General features: G+C 52.8%; 20 protein-coding genes, 1 tRNA gene and 1 other RNA gene. 12 read left to right on the forward strand and 10 right to left on the reverse strand.

Annotation, left to right across the window (positions count from 1 at the left end; translation table 11 throughout):
* Window positions 1-87: 87 nt before the first annotated feature.
* Entirely contained in the window at window positions 88-1,872 is a 1,785-nt protein-coding gene (locus tag IEX86_RS08820; protein ID WP_188865753.1) for a putative bifunctional diguanylate cyclase/phosphodiesterase, read from the reverse strand.
* Window positions 1,873-2,087: 215 nt separating this feature from the next.
* Between IEX86_RS08820 and IEX86_RS08825 the strand changes: the two genes are divergently transcribed.
* The gene (locus IEX86_RS08825) at window positions 2,088-2,645 is read left to right on the forward strand and encodes a DNA-3-methyladenine glycosylase (protein ID WP_229685284.1); all 558 of its coding nucleotides are present in this window, start codon (window positions 2,088-2,090) and stop codon (window positions 2,643-2,645) included.
* 135 nt (window positions 2,646-2,780) lie between these two features.
* Entirely contained in the window at window positions 2,781-4,064 is a 1,284-nt protein-coding gene (locus IEX86_RS08830) for a cytochrome P450 (RefSeq protein WP_188865755.1), read from the forward strand.
* Window positions 4,065-4,293: 229 nt separating this feature from the next.
* Here the strand turns inward: IEX86_RS08830 and IEX86_RS08835 are convergent, their stop codons facing one another.
* Both IEX86_RS08835 and IEX86_RS08840 read right to left on the reverse strand, forming a co-directional pair.
* Window positions 4,294-4,626 (reverse strand): hypothetical protein, encoded by a 333-nt coding sequence (locus IEX86_RS08835; RefSeq protein ID WP_188865756.1) that lies wholly within the window; start codon window positions 4,624-4,626, stop codon window positions 4,294-4,296.
* Between the two features lie 182 nt (window positions 4,627-4,808).
* A complete protein-coding gene (locus tag IEX86_RS08840; protein ID WP_188865757.1) occupies window positions 4,809-5,900 on the reverse strand; it encodes a hypothetical protein in 1,092 nt (363 codons plus the stop codon).
* A gap of 372 nt (window positions 5,901-6,272) precedes the next feature.
* Between IEX86_RS08840 and IEX86_RS08845 the strand changes: the two genes are divergently transcribed.
* Together IEX86_RS08845 and IEX86_RS25395 are read left to right on the forward strand one after the other, a co-directional pair.
* The gene (locus tag IEX86_RS08845; RefSeq protein WP_188865758.1) at window positions 6,273-6,743 is read left to right on the forward strand and encodes an Hsp20 family protein; all 471 of its coding nucleotides are present in this window, start codon (window positions 6,273-6,275) and stop codon (window positions 6,741-6,743) included.
* 353 nt (window positions 6,744-7,096) lie between these two features.
* Window positions 7,097-7,225, forward strand: coding sequence for a hypothetical protein (locus IEX86_RS25395; protein WP_268239858.1), 129 nt, complete (start codon window positions 7,097-7,099; stop codon window positions 7,223-7,225).
* A 206-nt stretch (window positions 7,226-7,431) separates the two neighbouring features.
* On the opposite strand, the gene IEX86_RS08850 is transcribed toward IEX86_RS25395, so the two are convergent.
* The gene (locus IEX86_RS08850) at window positions 7,432-7,920 is read right to left on the reverse strand and encodes a hypothetical protein (protein WP_188865759.1); all 489 of its coding nucleotides are present in this window, start codon (window positions 7,918-7,920) and stop codon (window positions 7,432-7,434) included.
* Window positions 7,921-8,066: 146 nt separating this feature from the next.
* Window positions 8,067-8,444, reverse strand: a transfer-messenger RNA (tmRNA) gene (gene ssrA, locus IEX86_RS08855).
* A gap of 296 nt (window positions 8,445-8,740) precedes the next feature.
* On the opposite strand from ssrA, the gene IEX86_RS08860 reads away from it, so the two are divergent.
* The 4 genes from IEX86_RS08860 to IEX86_RS08875 all read left to right on the forward strand — a co-directional run bounded on the left by IEX86_RS08860 (window position 8,741) and on the right by IEX86_RS08875 (window position 11,410).
* Window positions 8,741-9,550 carry an SDR family NAD(P)-dependent oxidoreductase gene (locus IEX86_RS08860; RefSeq protein ID WP_188865760.1) on the forward strand — a complete coding sequence of 270 codons (810 nt, stop codon included), beginning with the start codon at window positions 8,741-8,743 and terminating at the stop codon, window positions 9,548-9,550.
* 875 nt (window positions 9,551-10,425) lie between these two features.
* Window positions 10,426-10,641, forward strand: coding sequence for a hypothetical protein (locus IEX86_RS08865; RefSeq protein WP_188865761.1), 216 nt, complete (start codon window positions 10,426-10,428; stop codon window positions 10,639-10,641).
* 84 nt (window positions 10,642-10,725) lie between these two features.
* Window positions 10,726-11,040 (forward strand): hypothetical protein, encoded by a 315-nt coding sequence (locus IEX86_RS08870; RefSeq protein WP_188865762.1) that lies wholly within the window; start codon window positions 10,726-10,728, stop codon window positions 11,038-11,040.
* A 130-nt stretch (window positions 11,041-11,170) separates the two neighbouring features.
* Window positions 11,171-11,410: a hypothetical protein gene (locus tag IEX86_RS08875; RefSeq protein ID WP_188865763.1), complete on the forward strand. Its 240-nt coding sequence runs from the start codon at window positions 11,171-11,173 to the stop codon at window positions 11,408-11,410.
* Between the two features lie 36 nt (window positions 11,411-11,446).
* Here the strand turns inward: IEX86_RS08875 and IEX86_RS08880 are convergent, their stop codons facing one another.
* From IEX86_RS08880 to mobA, 4 genes are all read right to left on the reverse strand, one after another.
* Window positions 11,447-12,271: a molybdate ABC transporter substrate-binding protein gene (locus IEX86_RS08880; protein WP_188865764.1), complete on the reverse strand. Its 825-nt coding sequence runs from the start codon at window positions 12,269-12,271 to the stop codon at window positions 11,447-11,449.
* Between the two features lie 209 nt (window positions 12,272-12,480).
* Window positions 12,481-12,557: transfer RNA gene (locus IEX86_RS08885), tRNA-Pro, on the reverse strand.
* A gap of 80 nt (window positions 12,558-12,637) precedes the next feature.
* Entirely contained in the window at window positions 12,638-12,859 is a 222-nt protein-coding gene (locus IEX86_RS08890; protein ID WP_188865765.1) for a YgdI/YgdR family lipoprotein, read from the reverse strand.
* Window positions 12,860-12,903: 44 nt separating this feature from the next.
* Window positions 12,904-13,503, reverse strand: coding sequence for a molybdenum cofactor guanylyltransferase MobA (mobA, locus tag IEX86_RS08895; protein WP_188865766.1), 600 nt, complete (start codon window positions 13,501-13,503; stop codon window positions 12,904-12,906).
* A gap of 149 nt (window positions 13,504-13,652) precedes the next feature.
* Between mobA and moaB the strand changes: the two genes are divergently transcribed.
* The 4 genes from moaB (at window position 13,653) to IEX86_RS08915 (ending at window position 17,039) form a co-directional block, all read left to right on the forward strand.
* A complete protein-coding gene (gene moaB, locus IEX86_RS08900) occupies window positions 13,653-14,192 on the forward strand; it encodes a molybdenum cofactor biosynthesis protein B (RefSeq protein WP_188865767.1) in 540 nt (179 codons plus the stop codon).
* Window positions 14,189-15,385 (forward strand): molybdopterin molybdotransferase MoeA, encoded by a 1,197-nt coding sequence (locus IEX86_RS08905; protein ID WP_188865768.1) that lies wholly within the window; start codon window positions 14,189-14,191, stop codon window positions 15,383-15,385. Before moaB ends, IEX86_RS08905 begins: the two co-directional genes overlap by 4 nt.
* Window positions 15,386-15,526: 141 nt before the next feature.
* Complete coding sequence (gene yegS / locus IEX86_RS08910) at window positions 15,527-16,480, forward strand: lipid kinase YegS (protein ID WP_188865769.1); 954 nt, start codon at window positions 15,527-15,529, stop codon at window positions 16,478-16,480.
* Between the two features lie 61 nt (window positions 16,481-16,541).
* Window positions 16,542-17,039: a sterol desaturase family protein gene (locus tag IEX86_RS08915; RefSeq protein WP_188865770.1), complete on the forward strand. Its 498-nt coding sequence runs from the start codon at window positions 16,542-16,544 to the stop codon at window positions 17,037-17,039.
* Window positions 17,040-17,093: 54 nt separating this feature from the next.
* On the opposite strand, the gene IEX86_RS08920 is transcribed toward IEX86_RS08915, so the two are convergent.
* The gene (locus tag IEX86_RS08920; protein WP_188865771.1) at window positions 17,094-17,666 is read right to left on the reverse strand and encodes a gluconate 2-dehydrogenase subunit 3 family protein; all 573 of its coding nucleotides are present in this window, start codon (window positions 17,664-17,666) and stop codon (window positions 17,094-17,096) included.
* Window positions 17,667-17,745: the final 79 nt, after the last annotated feature.

The following is a 17,745-nucleotide window of genomic DNA, read 5'->3' on the forward strand; positions in this document are numbered from 1 at the left end:
ACGGGTTTATCCCTTTGGCAAGATCAACGCTCTATAAGCCAGCAAATAGTAAAAGGGTTCCTGTCTTATAATGATCGTCAGAACGCTTTAGTACTGAAGAGGCTTGCTCTCAAGCCATTCAAGCAGGGCAATGGCTGGCATGGGGCGGGCCATCAGGTAGCCCTGGCCCTCATCGCATCCCCAGTTTCGCATCAGCTTGTAGGTTTCCTCAGTCTCGATACCCTCGGCCACCACGCGATAGTCCATTTCCTTGGCGAGCCTGATCATGGCCTTGACGATCCGCTTATCTTTTTCGTGTCGAAGTGCATTGCGTATGAAGGACTGGTCGAGCTTGACCACGGAGGCGGGAATATCGCGCAGATACGACCAATTGCTGTAGCCCGTACCAAAATCATCGATAGCGATGACGATGCCCAGATTATGGATGCGCTCAAGTTGGTGCTGCACGACTTCGGTTTGCCGGATCAGGGCTCCTTCGGTGAATTCTACCTCCAGCCGCTGCGCCGGGAGATCATGCTGCTTGAGCAGGGCTGTCAGCGTATCGGTAAACATCTCATCGTCCAGATCAGCTGCGGAGACATTGATAGCTACCGTCAGGTTAAGCCCCTGTTGTTGCCAGGCTTTGGCCTGTTTAATCGCGGCTCTCAATACCCATAAGCTTACTGAGCGGATCAGAAAGGTCTTCTCGGCAAGTGGTATGAACTCGCCAGGGCTGATATCACCTAGTGTGGGATGGCGCCAACGGATAAGTGCCTCTACCGAAGTGCACTCACTGCTGGCCAGCTCGATCTTGGGTTGGAAGTAGAGCCTTAACTGGTCATCTGCCTGAAGCGCTATCGTCAAGGCGCTTAGCAGGCGAAAAGCACGCTGCTGCGCATGGTCGCGGCGCGGGCTGTACATTTCCCAACCCGCATTATTTTCCCGTGCATCGTCTGCGGCACTGACTAGGGAGCGTATCCAGTCCGTTGAGCATGCCTTTTCTCTGTTGAGTATCAGGATGCCCAACCCGATTTGTGTCTGAATAGGAATGGTATCGCATACCAGGGGTGCTTCAAACGCTTCAAGAATATGTCTGTACAGTGTTTCGGCTGCTTCCGTTGCGGTGTCTGCCAGCATAAAGGCGATGCGTGTAGGGCTGATTCTGTACAGCTTAAGGTTTTCGGGCACAACGGCCTGAAGGCGATCTCTGATAAGCAGCATGAGCCGCTCTGAAAACGTATATCCCAAGGCTTTAACAATATCGTTAAGAATACGGGGCGCAACCACATCGACTGCAACCAGCGTGACCGGAACATCCTTATCCGAGAAAAAGACCGAAATGTCTCTTTCCAGGCGAGGCCGATTGAACAGGCCAGTCGGTAAATCTACAAAGTTGAGATTACGCAGCGTTTCCACGCGCAACATAACCAATTCGGCAAGGTGGTTCAGAAGCCTTATCTGGTGATCATCCAATGGAGGGCGCGGCTTCGTATCAATGATGCAAAGACTGCCCAAGCCAAGGCCCTGATGGGTTAACAGGGGAGCGCCTGCATAAAAGCGGATATGAGGCTCACCTGTTACCAGCGGGTTGTCCTTGAAACGAGAGTCTTGAGTCGCATCACTGACCATAAAAAGCTCATCGCTTAGGATGGCATGGTTGCAAAAGGAGTGCTCACGAGGCGTTTCGCTGATAGTGAGTCCAATACTTGCACTAAACCACTGGCGGTGCGCATCGATAATCGATATCAAGGCAATCGGAACCTGAAACAGCTCAGCGGCCAACGTAACGATTTTGTCAAAAGCGCAGTCCGGCTCAGGATTGATCAGGCACAGCTGCTGGATTTCTGCAATTCGCTCGGGCTCGTTTGCTGGGATGGGCACTGAGTTGTTCATGGTTCTTACAAGGCTTGGGTTATTCAGCGATCATATACCTTCTGTGATACAGATCAGGTATTAAAAAATTCTGATTTAGCCGCAAAAAAATAGTTGTTAAAGGTTCAGGATACGCCGCCGATAAAGATGCATATCCTCGGCTTAGGAGCCATTTCTAATGGCACCTGAGACAGTCAGGGTTGTCATGTGTCTATGACTATGTAGGCAATATGACCATGACTGTACCCATTGACTTTGCTGCTCCTTCCCATGAAGTGGCCCATCAATTAATTGGCTGGAATTTGACATTCAACGGTGTAGGAGGGCGGATCGTCGAGACCGAAGCCTATGACCGTGAAGATCCTGCCTCCCATAGCTTTTCCGGGCCTACGCGCCGTAATGCCACCATGTTTGGGCCGCCTGGCCATGTGTATGTTTACCGCTCCTACGGTATTCACTGGTGTTTGAATTTTGTCTGCTGTGATGTGGGGCATGGGGCCGGTGTGCTGATCCGGGCGTTAGAGCCTCTTGAGGGTATTGACGTCATGCGTGAGCGTCGCGGGCTCGATACGCTAAAGCTGCTATGTGCAGGTCCAGGTCGCGTCTGCCAGGCCTTGGGTATTTCCGGTGAGCACGATGGGCTTTCATTGGAGTCACCGGCTCTTGAATTGAATGCACCGCTAGCGTCTGTTGACGTAGTCACAGGGCCGCGAATCGGTATTACCAAGGCACGCGATGTACCCTGGCGGTTTGGCCTGAAGGGATCACCTTTTCTGAGTCGCGGCTTTCGTTAGGTGGATAACGGCCAATACACATTGCACCTTTGGCCAGGATAGCGGGTCGATTAAATCAATGCGCTTCCGTGCGCCTGTAGGTCTACAGTGCGTTACGGCAGGACGTTGAGTCGATCAATCGGAGTGCCGCCGTTTATGTCTGCGATCCCAAAAGACCCTCATCTGGATAGCTCTTTTGCTCTGCTCAAGGAAGGATATCGCTATATTCCAGAGCGTTGCCGTCGTTATCAAAGCGATGTGTTCCAGGCGCGTCTGCTTATGCAAAATACAATCTGCCTGTCTGGCGAGGAGGGTGCCAGGCTGTTCTATAATGAGTCGCTCTTCATGCGTGAAAAAGCGGCTCCCCGTATGTTGAAGAAAACCCTGTTTGGCTTTGGCGCTATCCAGGGCTTAGACGGGGACGCTCATCGCATACGTAAGCAGATGTTCATGTCGCTGATGACACCTGACAACGTTCAGGCTCTGGCTGACCGGTATGCGGAGCAGTGGCAACGGGATATTCCCACTTGGACCGGTAATCACGAAGTCGTTCTGCTCTATGCTGTGCAGTTCCAGCTATGCCGGATCGTCTGTGAGTGGTCCGGCATTCCTCTCCCTGAACAGGATGTGGCCAAGCGCCGCTCGCAGCTTACGGCCCTGATCGATGGCGCGGGAGGAATAGGGCTCAGGCACCTCAATGCCCGTAAGGCACGCAAAGAGGCTGAAGCCTGGATTGCCAATCTGGTCATGCAGGTGCGTCAGGGTGCGCTGAGCCCGGCTCCGCAAACGGCCTTGTATGTGTTTAGCCACCACAGGGATAGTGAGGGTAATCAGCTCGATCCTAAAACCGCAGCAGTTGAAATTCTTAATGTGCTACGGCCCACTGTAGCTGTAGCCCGGTTTATCGTCTTTGCGGCCTGGGCGTTGAATAAGCATCCCGAGTGGCAACAGCGGCTGCGTGATGAGCCCGACATGCTGCAGCCTTTTGTACAGGAAGTCCGCCGAGTTTTTTCCTTCTTTCCATTTACGGTAGCGCGCGTTCGCAAAGACTTTGAATGGAAAGGCTACCCTTTTGCCAAGGGCACTCGCGTATTGTTGGATCTCTATGGAATCAATCACGATGCACGAATTTGGAAAGATCCAGAGAAATTCGACCCCGAGCGCTTTTTGAGATGGGATGAAAATCCTTTCAACTTTGTTCCTCAAGGAGGCGGTGACCACCATCAAAACCATCGTTGCCCCGGTGAGTGGATTACGATCGAGTTGCTAAAAGTGGCTGTGAAGGCACTTACCCAGTGGATACGCTATGACGTACCCCCACAGGATCTTTCAATCGATACCACACGCATCCCAGCCTTGCCAGAAAGCCGTTTCGTAATCAGTCATGTGCGACCGGTTATGCGTGAGCCTGCTCAGATTGGCTTAGCGAGAGGAGAATGATATCCAGCGCCCGAGTGTTGTACAGTCTTTGTGAAGCAGTAGCCCAGGCAGTGCCAGTAGTGCCTCGGTTTTAGAGGGCTGCTTGTCCTTTAAGCGCCATCGCCTCTGGATGCACAAGGAGCCTTCCCTGTTTCTCTCAATGAGGCAGTAAATGGTCGTTCTGATCAGAACTCACGCTATCTGAACATACGTAATAAAGAAGCCTCGCCTCTGGCGAGGTTTCTTTGGGTTACCAGCGCGGTGGCGGACCGTAATAGCCAGGTGGCGGGCCATAGTAGTAATGGGGCGGCGGCGCAGGCGCTACGCGTACAACCTGGGTTTCGTAATAAACAGGTTGAGCTGGGTAGTAAACAACATGTGGCGGTGGAGGTGGGGGAGCTGCCTGTACATAGACAGGGGCTTCTGCAGCACGTGAGTTAGCTACAATCGCTCCGCCAACAACAGCCCCGACTACGGCCCCTAAAATGGCAGGCCCTGGGCCGTGTCCACCGTGGGCAAAGGCTTGGCCAGCGGCTGCAAGGCAACCTGCCAGAAGAGCAATCTTGGGAATTTGGCGAATCATAAACGTCTCCTCCTCAGGCGTCCGGCTGTATAAAAAACCGGTTATTCAATGAAACAACGGAGCCCTGTAAAGAAAAAGAGGAGGAAGGTAAAGGTTGTGTAAGGGGCACCACCATCAGATGGGCAGTCAGCTCATAACATCAGGCTACCGGCTGTATGTAGCCAGTAGCCTGGAAAGTATGATTACTGACTAACAGTGGCAGAGTTGCCTGTCCCCACTTGCTGGATATAGGCTTGGTTTGATGAGTTGTTCTGATTGAGCTGGACCTGATTCAAATCACCGGTTTGGATAATGGTGGACAACAGGAAATCTCCGTTCTGAGCAGAATTGACTATGTTGTCATTTCCCGTTTGTGTGATATCCACACTGCCGATCATACCGCTCTGGGTGACATTGACTTCATTGTTGTCTCCCTGGCTGATCAAGATAGCGCGTTGATCCATACCATCCTGGCTAATGCTCAATTCGTTATTGTTACCCGCCTGGGTCATGGCCTGGGTATTATTTCTGCCAGCCTGCTCGCTGGTCATGATATTACCGTTTTGTGACTGAGCCAGTCGAATGCCATTTCCAACGCCGGATTGTTCAACCGTAATGGTGCTATTGGAATCATACTGGCCTGTCCAGAGTTCGTTGTCGAAGCCCTGTTGACTGGCATTCACCGTGTTTGAACTGCCGGCCTGGCCAAAAAACATCGTTAGGTCCGAGCCGTACTGGCCGCCCATAAAGGCTCCTTGCTGACTGGCGTTCACGGTATTGTTACTGCCAAACGTGTACGCCTCTGCCAGGTTGTTTGAGCCGGCTTGAGTAATAGAGGCCGTGTGCTCTGTACCTTGCTGGTACACCGTAACAGTAGAGTTGGTCGTACCCACCTGCTGAATAGCAGCCGTATGAACGTCGCCTTCTTGAGTTACGCTGATCGTGCTTCTCGAAACGTCATCCTGCCGTGCGAGCGCCGTATTGTTGTTACCGCTCTGATCGGTAGTAATGCTGCTGTTTTCTTCAGCGTACGCCTGGGTGGCCCGGCTAAGATTGGCATTGCCGGTTTGGGTTTGTTCTATCGTGCTGTTGTTGCTGTCGGTTTGCTCGGCGATAGCCTGGTTGCCGTCGCCGGTTTGTGTTTGAGTTGCTGCGTTATAGGTTCCACCACTCTGATTGATGGAGACCTCGTTACTGTTTCCTTCCTGGGTCAATGTTGCCGAGTCAAATGCGGCCATGGCTGAAATGCTGGTTAGAGCAGATACCGCTAGTACAAGAGGTTTCAAACTGAACATAGGGACACACTCCTTGATCATTGATAACGTCCATGCACGGACCACCCGCACTGCCTGCCCCTCGGGACGCCAGCCTGGAGATTTGCCCTTGCGTTTATGGCAAACAGGCAAAACGGATGCAAGTCTCTCTGGCTGCGCCTGAAGAATCTATCGCCCAAAAGATTGTTTATCAGCGCCTAACGTCGGCCATCAGGATTAAATCCTATGCGACTTTGTCCAGCTCATTTGAGCGTCCAAGTCGTTATAAGCTTGAGCTAACCGTTTGTCGGTTGGAGCTCTTGAAAAAGAAGCGAGGGTCCTTATATGGGATTGTGCAGGGCGCCGAAGTCGGGCCCCGCTTTGAAACTTGCTGATGCTTCAGGAGATTTCCATATGAATACTGCATTTTCTCTTGCTCCTCTGTTCCGCCATTCCGTTGGGTTCGACCGCTTCAATGACCTGTTCGAATCCGCTCTTCGTAATGAGTCGGGCAGTACCTATCCACCCTATAACGTGGAAAAGCATGGTGATGATCACTACCGCATTGTGATTGCCGCTGCTGGCCTTGCCGAAGATGACCTCGAGCTTGAAGTGGAGCGGGGCGTGTTGACTGTGAAGAGCGGGCGCCGCGAGAAAGGCGCTGAGAGCGTGACCTATCTGCATCAGGGCATCGCACAGCGTGCGTTCAAGCTGTCCTTCCGCCTGGCCGACCATATCGAGGTGAAGGGTGCGAGCTTGAAGAGCGGTCTGCTTAATATTGATCTGGTGCGTGAAGTACCGGAAGAGGCCAAGCCCAAGCGTATCGCCATCAATGGCCAGGTACGTGCAGACGAAAAGCCTGTGTTGGAAGGCCAAGCCGCTTAAGCAAAGGGCCTAAGACAGGAAAAGGGGCTGCTACATGGCGGCCCCTTTTGGTTATTCATCCCTCCCAACCATCACACTTCTGGTTAGTGCGTACGGCCCTTGTCGCACTCGCACATCATCGCTGGGCTCGGGCTACTACCTCGTTTGGCTGTAACCATCACCTTACTGACGCGTAAAGGATGCCTTCTGACAGCTCCACTGTTGCTGCGGCAGGTCTTCTGACGTCAGGCGCAACTCAGATGCAATAGTAAACAGATAACAAAAAGCCCCGATTGCTCGGGGCTTAAGGTCAGGCAGAAAGAGAGGGAAACTGCCTGACCTTTTTGTTATCGACCGAACAGGTGCGGACTTGAATGGCGGCTGGACGCCAGCGCCTTAAGCTTCCGCTGGCTACGCTGACCTTCAAAAATGTAGATGAGGCCGATAGTCATCAGCAGTACACCTTCAATAACGATTTGAAGGTCTTCTGGCGCAAAAAATAAGCAAAAGGACCCAGCAGCAAGGAGAATCAAACCGAGGCAGTAGAACACTTTTCTATCCTTGGCAGCGTCTTACGCTACTCATAAATGAGACGGCAGCTTACCTTGCTGCCTTAGTGTCTAACGTATCGGCTGGTTCAGCGGGGTCTTTAGTCCAGAATAAGCAGTAATTTCAGGCTGAACATAGAGTAGATGCGCAGCTGAAAGTGTCAGCCTTCGGTAACATCCAAGAGACGTTGAAGTCCTTCAAGATCATCGTCTGAAAGCCTGCCTTTAACGTGACAAGCCTTGTATTCCACGCTTTGGCCAGATGCAACGTACTCAAGGGCTTCGCGAGTAACGGGGGTGGTGAAATCTTCGCCATAGATATCGCGAAAGGTGTTGAGCTTGTACTTGCCTTCCATCTCGTAGAAGGTCTTGCCATCGATTGTCCAGCGTGCAAACCGGCAATCGCCAAATCGGGCTTCTTTGCCAATGCTTGACAGCTTGGCTACGTACGTAGTGATTTTGCCGCCTGAGCTTGTTGTTGCCTGGCTGGCCGAAACGGTGAAGACCAAGTCATCGGCAGACTTGTCGCCGGTCCAGATTACAGAGCGCCGCTCCCTGAACTCGTCATTTTCATCCGTCAGCTCACCTGCATGGGCGGCTAGGGAGGCCAGACATCCTGTTATGGCTAATAACCAAACCTTGTATCTCATCATCCAACCATGTTGTCAGTGGCGCCTGCCATGGTGCAGACCGTAAAACTCTAAAATATCAAAGTGCCATTGTATCGCCTTATTTCTAACAATAGCCGAATTTAGGCAATAAAAAAGGGCTAGCCGTTTGGCTAGCCCTTAGTGTTTGGTGGAGGCGGGGGGATTTGAACCCCCGTCCGCCAGCTCTCCGCTCTTGGCGCTACATGCTTAGCCTATCTATTGAGTTAACCCATCGCGACCCGGTAGGCAGGGTGCTTTGGGCGAGCTGTATAAGTTTTAGCCGTTACGTCTACAGCGAACTTGGCGGCGATCCTGTTCTATCTGACGATCATTTCGGGTTTACAGGCATCCCCTAATGATCGCTGGCGCCGAAGCGACCAGATGAAGGTTAGGCGGCTAGCGCGGCCCCTTCGTAGTTGGCATCGTTGGCAACTATAAGTTTGCAGCAGCTAATTTACGAGGTCTGCTACCAGCTCGGCATGCTCCTCAAGTTTTGTTACCGGCGTCGAATCCTAATCGCCCCCTTGATGAGTACTGCTCACTGTATAAATGAACAGCCGAATTGTCAAGTGCCTGATATTAAAAGGCAGAATCTAAAGAAAGTACGCTTTCTTCTTTCGGCACGTGTAAAGATGGGGGAAGCGATCCGTTTGTTCAAGGGCTGACAGAGAATTATTTTCAAATTCATGTTTGGTGTGAGATGCCCACCAGTTGCCAAACATGTTTCTAGCAGCCGTGGCTACGCCTTTGGCATTGGTCAGGGAGTCGTTCCGGTTTTTAGTAAGTCATACCCTTTATGATTATTACAGGGTAGCCCGGAATGACTCAGACAAAAAAACCACTGGCTGTGGTAACAGGCGCATCAAATGGAATAGGCCTGGAGCTAGCCCGACAATTTGCTCGGAACGGCTTCGACTTACTAATCGCTTCACGTGGTAAAGGTTTGAGTGATGCCCAGCTGAGCTTGCAGGCCTTGGGTGCTCAAGTCGAGTGTGTGGCGGTTGATCTTGCGACCCATGACGGGGTACAGCAACTGTATGCAGCGTTCCGTGCATTGAATCGCCCAGTTGATGCGATTGCTATCAACGCGGGTGTAGGTGTTGGTGGCAGTTTTGTACCGGGTACCGAGGCGGAGACGACACTGGAAAGTGAGCTAAACCTTATTCAGGTCAACGTGGTTTCTGTAGTTCACCTGGCCAAATTATTCAGTCGGGACATGGTTGCTCAGGGGCAGGGACGTATGCTTTTAACCTCTTCGATTTCTGGAACATCGCCTGTTCCCTTTGAGGCGGTATATGGAGCGTCCAAGGCTTTTGTACGCTCATTTGGAAATGCCATAGGGAATGAAATGAAAGGGACCGGAGTCAGTGTCACTGTACTGATGCCGGGGCCGACCGAGACAAACTTTTTCCACCGTGCCGGTGAGGATGACACACAAGTAGGATCAGGCCAGAAGAATGATCCTGCTCTGGTAGCACAACAGGGGTTCGAGGCATTGATGGCCGGACAGGCGGAAGTTTATGGAGGCGGTCCAGAGGTTGAGCAGGAAGGAGAAGGGCCTAATCGCACCGAGTCTGAGCAACAAAAGGCAGAGCGTCACCGTCAGATGTCTGAGCCCGGCTCTGCTTGATAGGGCCTCCATCACTTACGAGCCATATCGGGGAGCTGAGGGCTTGCCCGATGTGCAAATGCGCTTAGCTTTTACGTTATCTGCGCTTTTATCCCTGAAGTCACGATGGCTACGGTAGCTAGTGAGCTTAGTGGGCCCCTTAACGAAAGGCCAAGCCTGAATTCGCAATAGTGCTTGTCAGTCCACACGCTATCGCTGGCGCTTGTTGGAAGCGCTTTCTTTTTTGTAAATCCAGAATGACATCAACGTCACTATAAGGCAAAGCGGAAGCCATAGGGCATTAGGCGAATAGCACCAGGCGTCAGTGCTGCAGGTAAAAATACTCTTATAGGGCAGCAGCAGGGCGACCAGGCCAAGGGAGGTCAGCCAGAGGGCGAAGGTGTGCATGGTGTTCTTGCTAACGTCTCTGTGTAGATGGGCGTGCTGATTCAGAGCTTTGATATGACCGTAAACGCAAAATTAGTTCAGGCCACTGTTTAGAAATGATCTGGGTAGCCGCTTTTATGGCTGGAGACGGGGCGATGTCAGAAATCAGGCGCATTTTCAGGCACGGTGCTTGCTATATCCATATAAGGATGAGCAGGCACTGGTAGAAAGAATGAAAAAAGCCTCGACGAATCGAGGCTTAAAGACCATGGAGACAAGCAGATGTAGGGGTGAACTGCTTGCTAAAAGGTTATCGGAGTTTTCCTGATGTGCTTTAAGGCAAGCTGATAGACGGTTTAAAACTCAAGGCAGCACCTTGACGCCATCAGCTATTACTTTAAAGGGCGCAGGGCTTTCCCTGACTGTGCACAGTGCTAACGATGGAATGTCGCTGAGGTTGGTTGTACTAAAGCGTTCACCTATATGCTCAAGATAGTAGGTAAGTAGTCATGACTGACAGGATATTGGTTGTGTATAGCCAGGCCCTGGCCTCTGTATTTGGAGCGGCTCTGAAACTGGGTGTCGATCCCGACACTATTGCAGAGCAGGCCAAGCTCGATGTTGTCAGCTCGGATAAATGGGTATCGGCTGACCTTGTCGGGGATGTGCAGATGGCAATTGAGGATGCGTTAGTTGTTGCGAAGGTTGTTGGTCGCAAGCGCTAAACGTTTCTGAGTCGCCTTGGGTGTCTGGCTTTTAATGAGGGAGTGAGCGTTTCAAAAGCTGCACGGGCAGTCGAGAGAGTTATCATGCGCAAAGATTTTGCAGTTCTATTGCTGGCATCGGCGTTGTCCCTACCTGTTCATGCTGAGCTTACGCGCGCTGACCAGTCAATTTATAACGCTCAACCTAACAAGGCCAATACGAGCCAGAACCTAAGCAAGGCTGATCTTGCATGGCATGCTACTAAAACATTTGGTTTTGACTGCCCTGAGGTCGTCAAGCAAAAGCCGATGCTGGGTAGCCATCATTCAATCATTACCTGTAGTACCGGCGCTCAGGTCAAGGTTCATCCGTTACTGGATCGTCGTCCCGTAATGACGCTTGTTGTGAGTTCTTTCTAGTTCATGCCTATTGGCACTCTTGTTTACAGAGCGACTCCAATGTTCAGGGTTTACTGTTTTATCTGAACAGTGAATGGATGTTGGATAGGGGTTGTATAACCTGACAACCTTAATGCTTGGAGGAAACGAGATGACTGCCGATTATAGTCAGGGGCGTTACTTGGTATTCGGATACGGCGACAAGGCCGTTCAGATTGGCCTGATCGATAATGACGGCTTTGTGCGCTCTTCTGATGATCGGGACCAGCTGATCTACCGTATAGAAGGCGAGCAGGTATACGACATGGATGATAATTACCTGGCCGATATTGACGAAGGAACAGCGGTAACAGCCAAGGGTGAGCGGCTGTTTACCATTCAGGCAGAATAGGTCAGGGCCTCTGTGTGAGAGCCCTGACACAAAGGCTTAGCCTTTTTTGAAGTGCAACTCATAGTCGGGGTCGACGATGGGTTGCAAGCCACTGGCTTTGATCAGCTCGAATGAGGCATTTGAGCTGATGTACTTGATGAACTGACGGGCCTCTTCGGGGTGGGATGTATCAGGTGCCATGCAGGCTGTATAAAGCGTCATTTTTTGCGCCTGGTCTGGTATCAGTCCTACGATATCAATGCCCTGCAAGGGGCTCAGCTCGCTGACTTGCTCCAGGCCGATTTCAGCCTCACCACTAGCAACGGCTTCACCGACCGATTTACCTGTAATTCTTTTCAATTTAGGTGCAATACGTTCTTTGACACCCATGAGGTTAAAGAGAACGTTTTCCAGATACAGGCCGCTGGCGCTTTCAGAGTAGGCAATCGATTTGGCATCCAGGAGGGTCTGCTTGAACTCTTCCATACTCCTTATGACGGGACGATCTCCTCCCAGGGGAATGGCAAGCGCAATATAAGACTTGCCAAAGTCGGCACAGCTACTTGAGTCGATATGGCCCTGCTGCTGCAGTTTGGAAATAGCCATACGATCCAGCAGAAACACATCGGCTCGCTCACCTTCAGCAAGCCGGCTAGGGATGGTTGTAGCATCGCTGCCGCGTGCGGGAGCGATATGACCTATTAGCTTTCTGCCAAAGGTCGCCTCATAAACAGGGCTGATTTTTTCGACAACATCCAGAGCGCCTTTGGCACAGAACAGCTGAAGTGCAGGGGGCGTTTGTGCTACTGAGCGAGCGGCCGCGTACACAGAGAGGCTCGCCGTGGTTACAGCGAACAGGAAAGCGGTAAAAATATTTTTCATAAGCCGAGCTGATCCAGCCAAATATAGGGCGAGATCGCTTCCTTTACAGGTAAACACAACCGGAGCCGGGATATTACGTGAACAGGGCGCTTATGTGGGAAGCAAAGGACAAGACGTTTGGTAAAATGCTGTCAAAAGACAAGGATTAGAAGCAACAAAGCCCGCAAGTGGCGGGCTTTGTTGGCCTAACTGCGATTAGGCCGGGATACTGGTCGGAGCGACTGGATTCGAACCAGCGACCTTCTCGTCCCGAACGAGACGCGCTACCAAGCTGCGCTACGCTCCGAAAGATGGCGCGCATTTTACCTAAAAACTTTTTGCAGACAAGGTTTTAGGTGAATTTTTTTGCGCGCCAACTGCGAAACCTTACAGCTCTTTGATTGTACGAACCTGATCCTTATTGATGCGGGCAGGTTTGCCATCCAGCTGCTCGAATTCATAGAAGCCAGAGTCATTATCGTACTTAGGCGTATCTACTGCCTGGATTTCACGTCCATCATTCAGCGTGATCACTGAAGGTGTGGAGCAACCAGCCAGAACGGTAAAACCAAGAGCCAGCAAGCAGGCAGGTAGAATCCGGGTTCTCATGTGCAATCTCCTTTTAAACGCACGTTTAATGAAATTGTGACCTGTTACCTTCCGTCAGGTTCCGAAAGCTCCAATAAGCTGTGCTCATCGTTCATGTTGGCAAGACGCTGGTCCTGCTCATTAACCGTCAATGCTCGTGCGCCCAAGGGAATGAAAACACCGCGGGGGCTGCGCTCGCCTGTTTGCCAGGCCTTTTCAATAGTGTCTTTCTGCAGGGTAGGAAGCACTGAAAATAAGGGTTCCCAGAACCGCCCCTGCCGGACCATGACCGGTGCGTCGGGTGCTTCCTGGGCGCAACGATGCAGCTGAATCAGGAGGTCGGTATCAATGAGTGGTGCATCGCATGGCAGGACAATCATCCAGCGATGACGCGCCACCTTGAGTCCCGCACGAATGCCGGTCAGCGGCCCTGGAAAATCAGGCTCTGCATCACTGACGATCTGATCGGCGTATTGTGAGTAGCGCTCGGCATTACGATTACAGGAGATAATGAGGTCGTCCGTTAAGGGGCGGACCACTCTGTACATGTGCTCAATCAGTGGAATGCCGTGCCACTCAATCAGGCCTTTATCTCTTCCCCCCATACGCTGACCACGGCCACCGGCAAGAAGAAGGATGGAACAGTCGCAAAGGAGTGCAGGCATGTAAGAGTCCTGGTTCTGATACAGAGTGCCAGTGTAACGCGGCTTTGGTAGAAGTGGCGGGGCGACGGTTTGTCTCTATCCAGATCGCTACGTAGCGGCCCAGCCTGTGTTATAAAAATGTCTCTTACCTGCCGTTTTGGATGATTGTTATGAGCTCTAAGGCCGATGCGGTCTTTGTACCGCTGAATATTGCCGTTCTGACTGTCAGCGATACCCGTACTTTCGAAACCGACACGTCGGGACAGTTGCTGGTTGACCGCCTTACCGAGGCGGGACATTTTCTGGCTGCTCGCGTGTTGCTAAAGGATGACCTCTATAAAATCCGCGCTCAGGTTGCCCACTGGATTGCTGATGAGACTGTTCAGGTTGTTGTTATCACGGGTGGTACTGGTTTTACCGGACGTGATAGCACGCCGGAGGCGGTAGCCTGCCTGCTGGACAAGCAGGTCGATGGGTTTGGTGAGTACTTCCGGCAGATCTCTGCGACAGACATCGGCACATCTACGGTCCAGTCCCGTGCCCTGGCAGGGTTGGCCAACGGTACGCTAGTGTGCTGTTTGCCTGGCTCTACAGGTGCCTGCCGTACCGGTTGGGATGGCATTCTGGCGGAGCAACTGGACAATCGTCATCGCCCCTGTAACTTTGTGCCGCATTTGAAGAAGGCTGAGCCCTGTGGGCCGCGCGGATGAGCCTGTTACCTATTGAAGAGGCACTGGCCCGTCTTCTGGGGATGGCCGATGCCGATGCGATTACCGAAACGGAGCGCGTTTCCCTGGCTGAGGCTGAAGGGCGCGTGCTGGCCTTGCCGGTTATAGCAGGGCTTGATCTGCCGCCGTGGTCCAACAGCGCCATGGACGGCTATGCCTTGCGGTTTGAAGATCTTCAGGGTGAACCTCTATCCGTCAGCCAGCGTATCTTTGCAGGTCAAAGCCCGGAGCCCCTCAAGCCAGGAACCTGCGCACGTATCTTTACCGGGGCACCGATGCCTGAAGGTGCCGATACGGTAGAAATGCAGGAAAACACCGAGGTTCTGGATGACGGCCGTATTCGCTTTATGGAGACGCTTAAGCCCGGCAAAAATGTTCGCCTGAAGGGTAACGAGACCCGCCAGGGCGATACGGTGCTGGACGCTGGCAAGCGACTGGGACCAATTGAGCTGGGTATTGCAGCGTCACTGGGCTGCGCGACCCTTGAGGTATTCAGGCGCCCGCGGGTGGCGATCCTGTCGACCGGCGATGAGCTGGTCGAGCCGGGTAAGCCATTGGGGCCGGGCCAGATTTACAACAGTAACCGTACGGTTCTGGCATCTTGGCTCAAGCGGCTAGGCTGCGAAGTAATCGATGCCGGCATCCTGCCTGATGATCTGGAGCGCACCCGTGAGCAGCTGGGACAACTGCAGTCAGCAGACCTGATTCTTTCGACAGGCGGCGTATCGGTAGGCGAGGCGGATTTCTTGGGGCAGGCCCTGCGCGAGGCAGGTGAGCTGACCCTTTGGAAGCTGGCGCTCAAGCCTGGCAAGCCGTTGACCTGTGGCCGCTATAATGGCGTGCCGGTTATTGGCCTGCCGGGTAATCCGGCGTCTACTCTGGTGACGTTTGGGCTGCTGGCTCGTCCTTACCTGCTGCGGCGTATGGGGGTGCAAAATGTCGAGCCTCTCCAGCTGCAGGTTGCTGCCGGGTTCAGCTGGACACGTGTAGGGGATCGCCGTGAATACCAGCGCGCTCGTCTGGAAAATGGCCGAGTCGTTCCTCATCGCGACCAGGGGTCCAATGTCTTGCGCACTGCGGCGTGGGCGGATGGACTGGTAGAGGTACGAGAGGGACGAACCATCGCCGAAGGCGATTTGGTAGGCTTTATTCCCATGAGTGAGTTGATTGGCTAATGCCCTGACGACATGGGAGAGCTTTGGCTTTCCCATGTGGGTTCCAGAGCGGTTGGTCTATCACAAATCACGCCAGTCTCAAGGAACATGAACTCTTTGGCGAAGTCCTACTGACACTCGACTTTGCTGGGTGCTCTGTTCATGAATGTTCCTGTCACCGTCTCCAATTCCAATGAAAAAACACTGCTGATTCTCAATGGTAATCAGGCAACCAATGATGATGTCCGAGCAGCGGTTGACGCTCGCCGTGCCACCGGCAAAGCGATTGATGTTCGGGTAACCTGGGAAAATGGCGATGCGGCCCGCTTTGTTGAAGATGCCGTGGCGGCCGGTTACACGCATCTGGTAGCAGGGGGAGGTGACGGCACGCTCAAGCTGGTAGCCGAGGCCTTGGCTCGTACGCGCTCCGATGCGTCGCTGGCCCTGATGCCCCTGGGAACTGCTAATGACTTTGCCCGGGCGGCAGGTATACCGGCTGACCCTGCCGAGGCACTGGCGCTTCTGGATACACCGGCGCAACCGATTGACTTGATTGAGGCAGATGGCGAGATGTTTCTCAACATGGCCACTGGCGGGTTTGGGTCACAAGTGACGGCTAATACCTCCTCCGAGCTCAAGCGTGTACTGGGTGGCACAGCCTATTTATTGACGGGCCTTACGCGATTTGCAGAAGTGCGATCCGCCTATGGCCGTTTTGAGGGGCCGGATTTCGAGTGGGAAGGTGAGTTTCTGGCTATGGGGATTGGCAATGGCCGGCAAGCGGGCGGTGGTCATGTACTGTGCCCGAATGCAATCGTCAATGACGGTATGTTGGATCTGACCATTCTGCCCACACCGCAGGATCTAATGGGAACGTTGGGCTCCTGGTTTTCCGGTGGGTTTGCCAGCGAGGACCTATTCATTCGCACCCGGTTGCCCTGGGTTGAGGTTTCCGCCAGCGAGGGGGTCGATATGAACCTCGATGGTGAGCCTATGCACAGTTCCAAGGTACGTTTCGTCGTGCGCTCAGCTGCGTTGAATGTACATCTACCAACGGATTCCGTGCTGCTGGGAAATCCATCAACCCTGTTACTGACGTCTGACCCCGTTTCCTGATCCAGGTCGTGCATAAACGGGTTTCAGGCAGTAAGGTAAAAGGGTAATCCTGGAGCCAGACATGGATATCTTAATCAATACGCTGACCGTGCTAGGCACCGTGGCCTTTATGGAATGGTTTGCCTGGTTCGCGCACAAGCACATCATGCATGGTTGGGGATGGGGCTGGCACAAGTCCCATCATGAGCCGCGCACCGGTTGGTTCGAAAAAAACGATCTTTATGCCGTTGTGTTTGCCGGTATTGCCATCGCTCTGATTTATTTCGGTACGTCCGGTTATGGTCGGATTGAATGGATTGGCGCCGGTATGACCGCCTACGGCCTGTTGTACTTCATTGCTCATGATGGCCTTGTTCATCAGCGTTGGCCGTTCAAGTACGTCCCGCGGCGCGGATACCTGAAGCGTCTCTACCAGGCTCATCGCATGCATCATGCGGTGGACGGAAAGGAAGGGTGCGTGTCGTTTGGGTTCTTGTACGCACCGTCGGTAACGACACTCAAGAAGCAACTGCGCGACCTGCATGACGGCCCACTTAAAAAGCGGCAGGTGCAGCAGTAATACCTAAACGTAAAAGCGCGCCAGAAGCGCGCTTTTTTATTGGGTCTGGATGTCTTAGGCGGACAGTGGCTCATACGCGGGAAACAGCGAGTGAGCGAAGCGACTATGATCGATTTCGGTACGAAGCAGGGCGATGAATTCCTGGGCTTGTGTACCCAAGAGGCCCGCTTCTGCATTGTTCAGTACCTGCTGCTGCTCTTCAGCTGATAGGGCTGTGAAAAGCTGCTGATGCGTTTGTTGGCTATAGCGGTTCAGGTCGGCAAGTCCGGCGCGGACCAGGTCACGAATAGGCTGTCGGCCTTTTGGAAGCTTGGCGGGAGTATCGGTGAAAGGGTCCTGCAGACAATCCAGGTCACCGTGCGCGTAAGGTGACAGCATGTGTTGATCGATGAAAACAGGTAGATCAACCAAGGACTCACTGGTATCCAGATTCGCATGTGCGGTCAAGCACTCACAGGCTGCTTTCAACAGTGCCCATTCGCTCTCATTGAAGAATTCCGGTTTGTAGGTATGCGCTCTGTCCGTAATGGCCGTGGTGTGTGCACTCGGCACAAGCGGGATGATCGAGAAGAGCGAGTTCGGTGCGTTTTGTAGGTCTCTTGGAACAGCCGATTCCGTCTTGTGCATAAATAGATCCCGTACTTGACTACTGTAGAGCGACTTAAAGTAGTCGCTTATGTCTGACCTGCTATACCACTGAAAAGTT

The organism is Pseudomonas asuensis, assembly GCF_014646755.1.
Lineage (GTDB): Bacteria > Pseudomonadota > Gammaproteobacteria > Pseudomonadales > Pseudomonadaceae > Chryseomonas > Chryseomonas asuensis.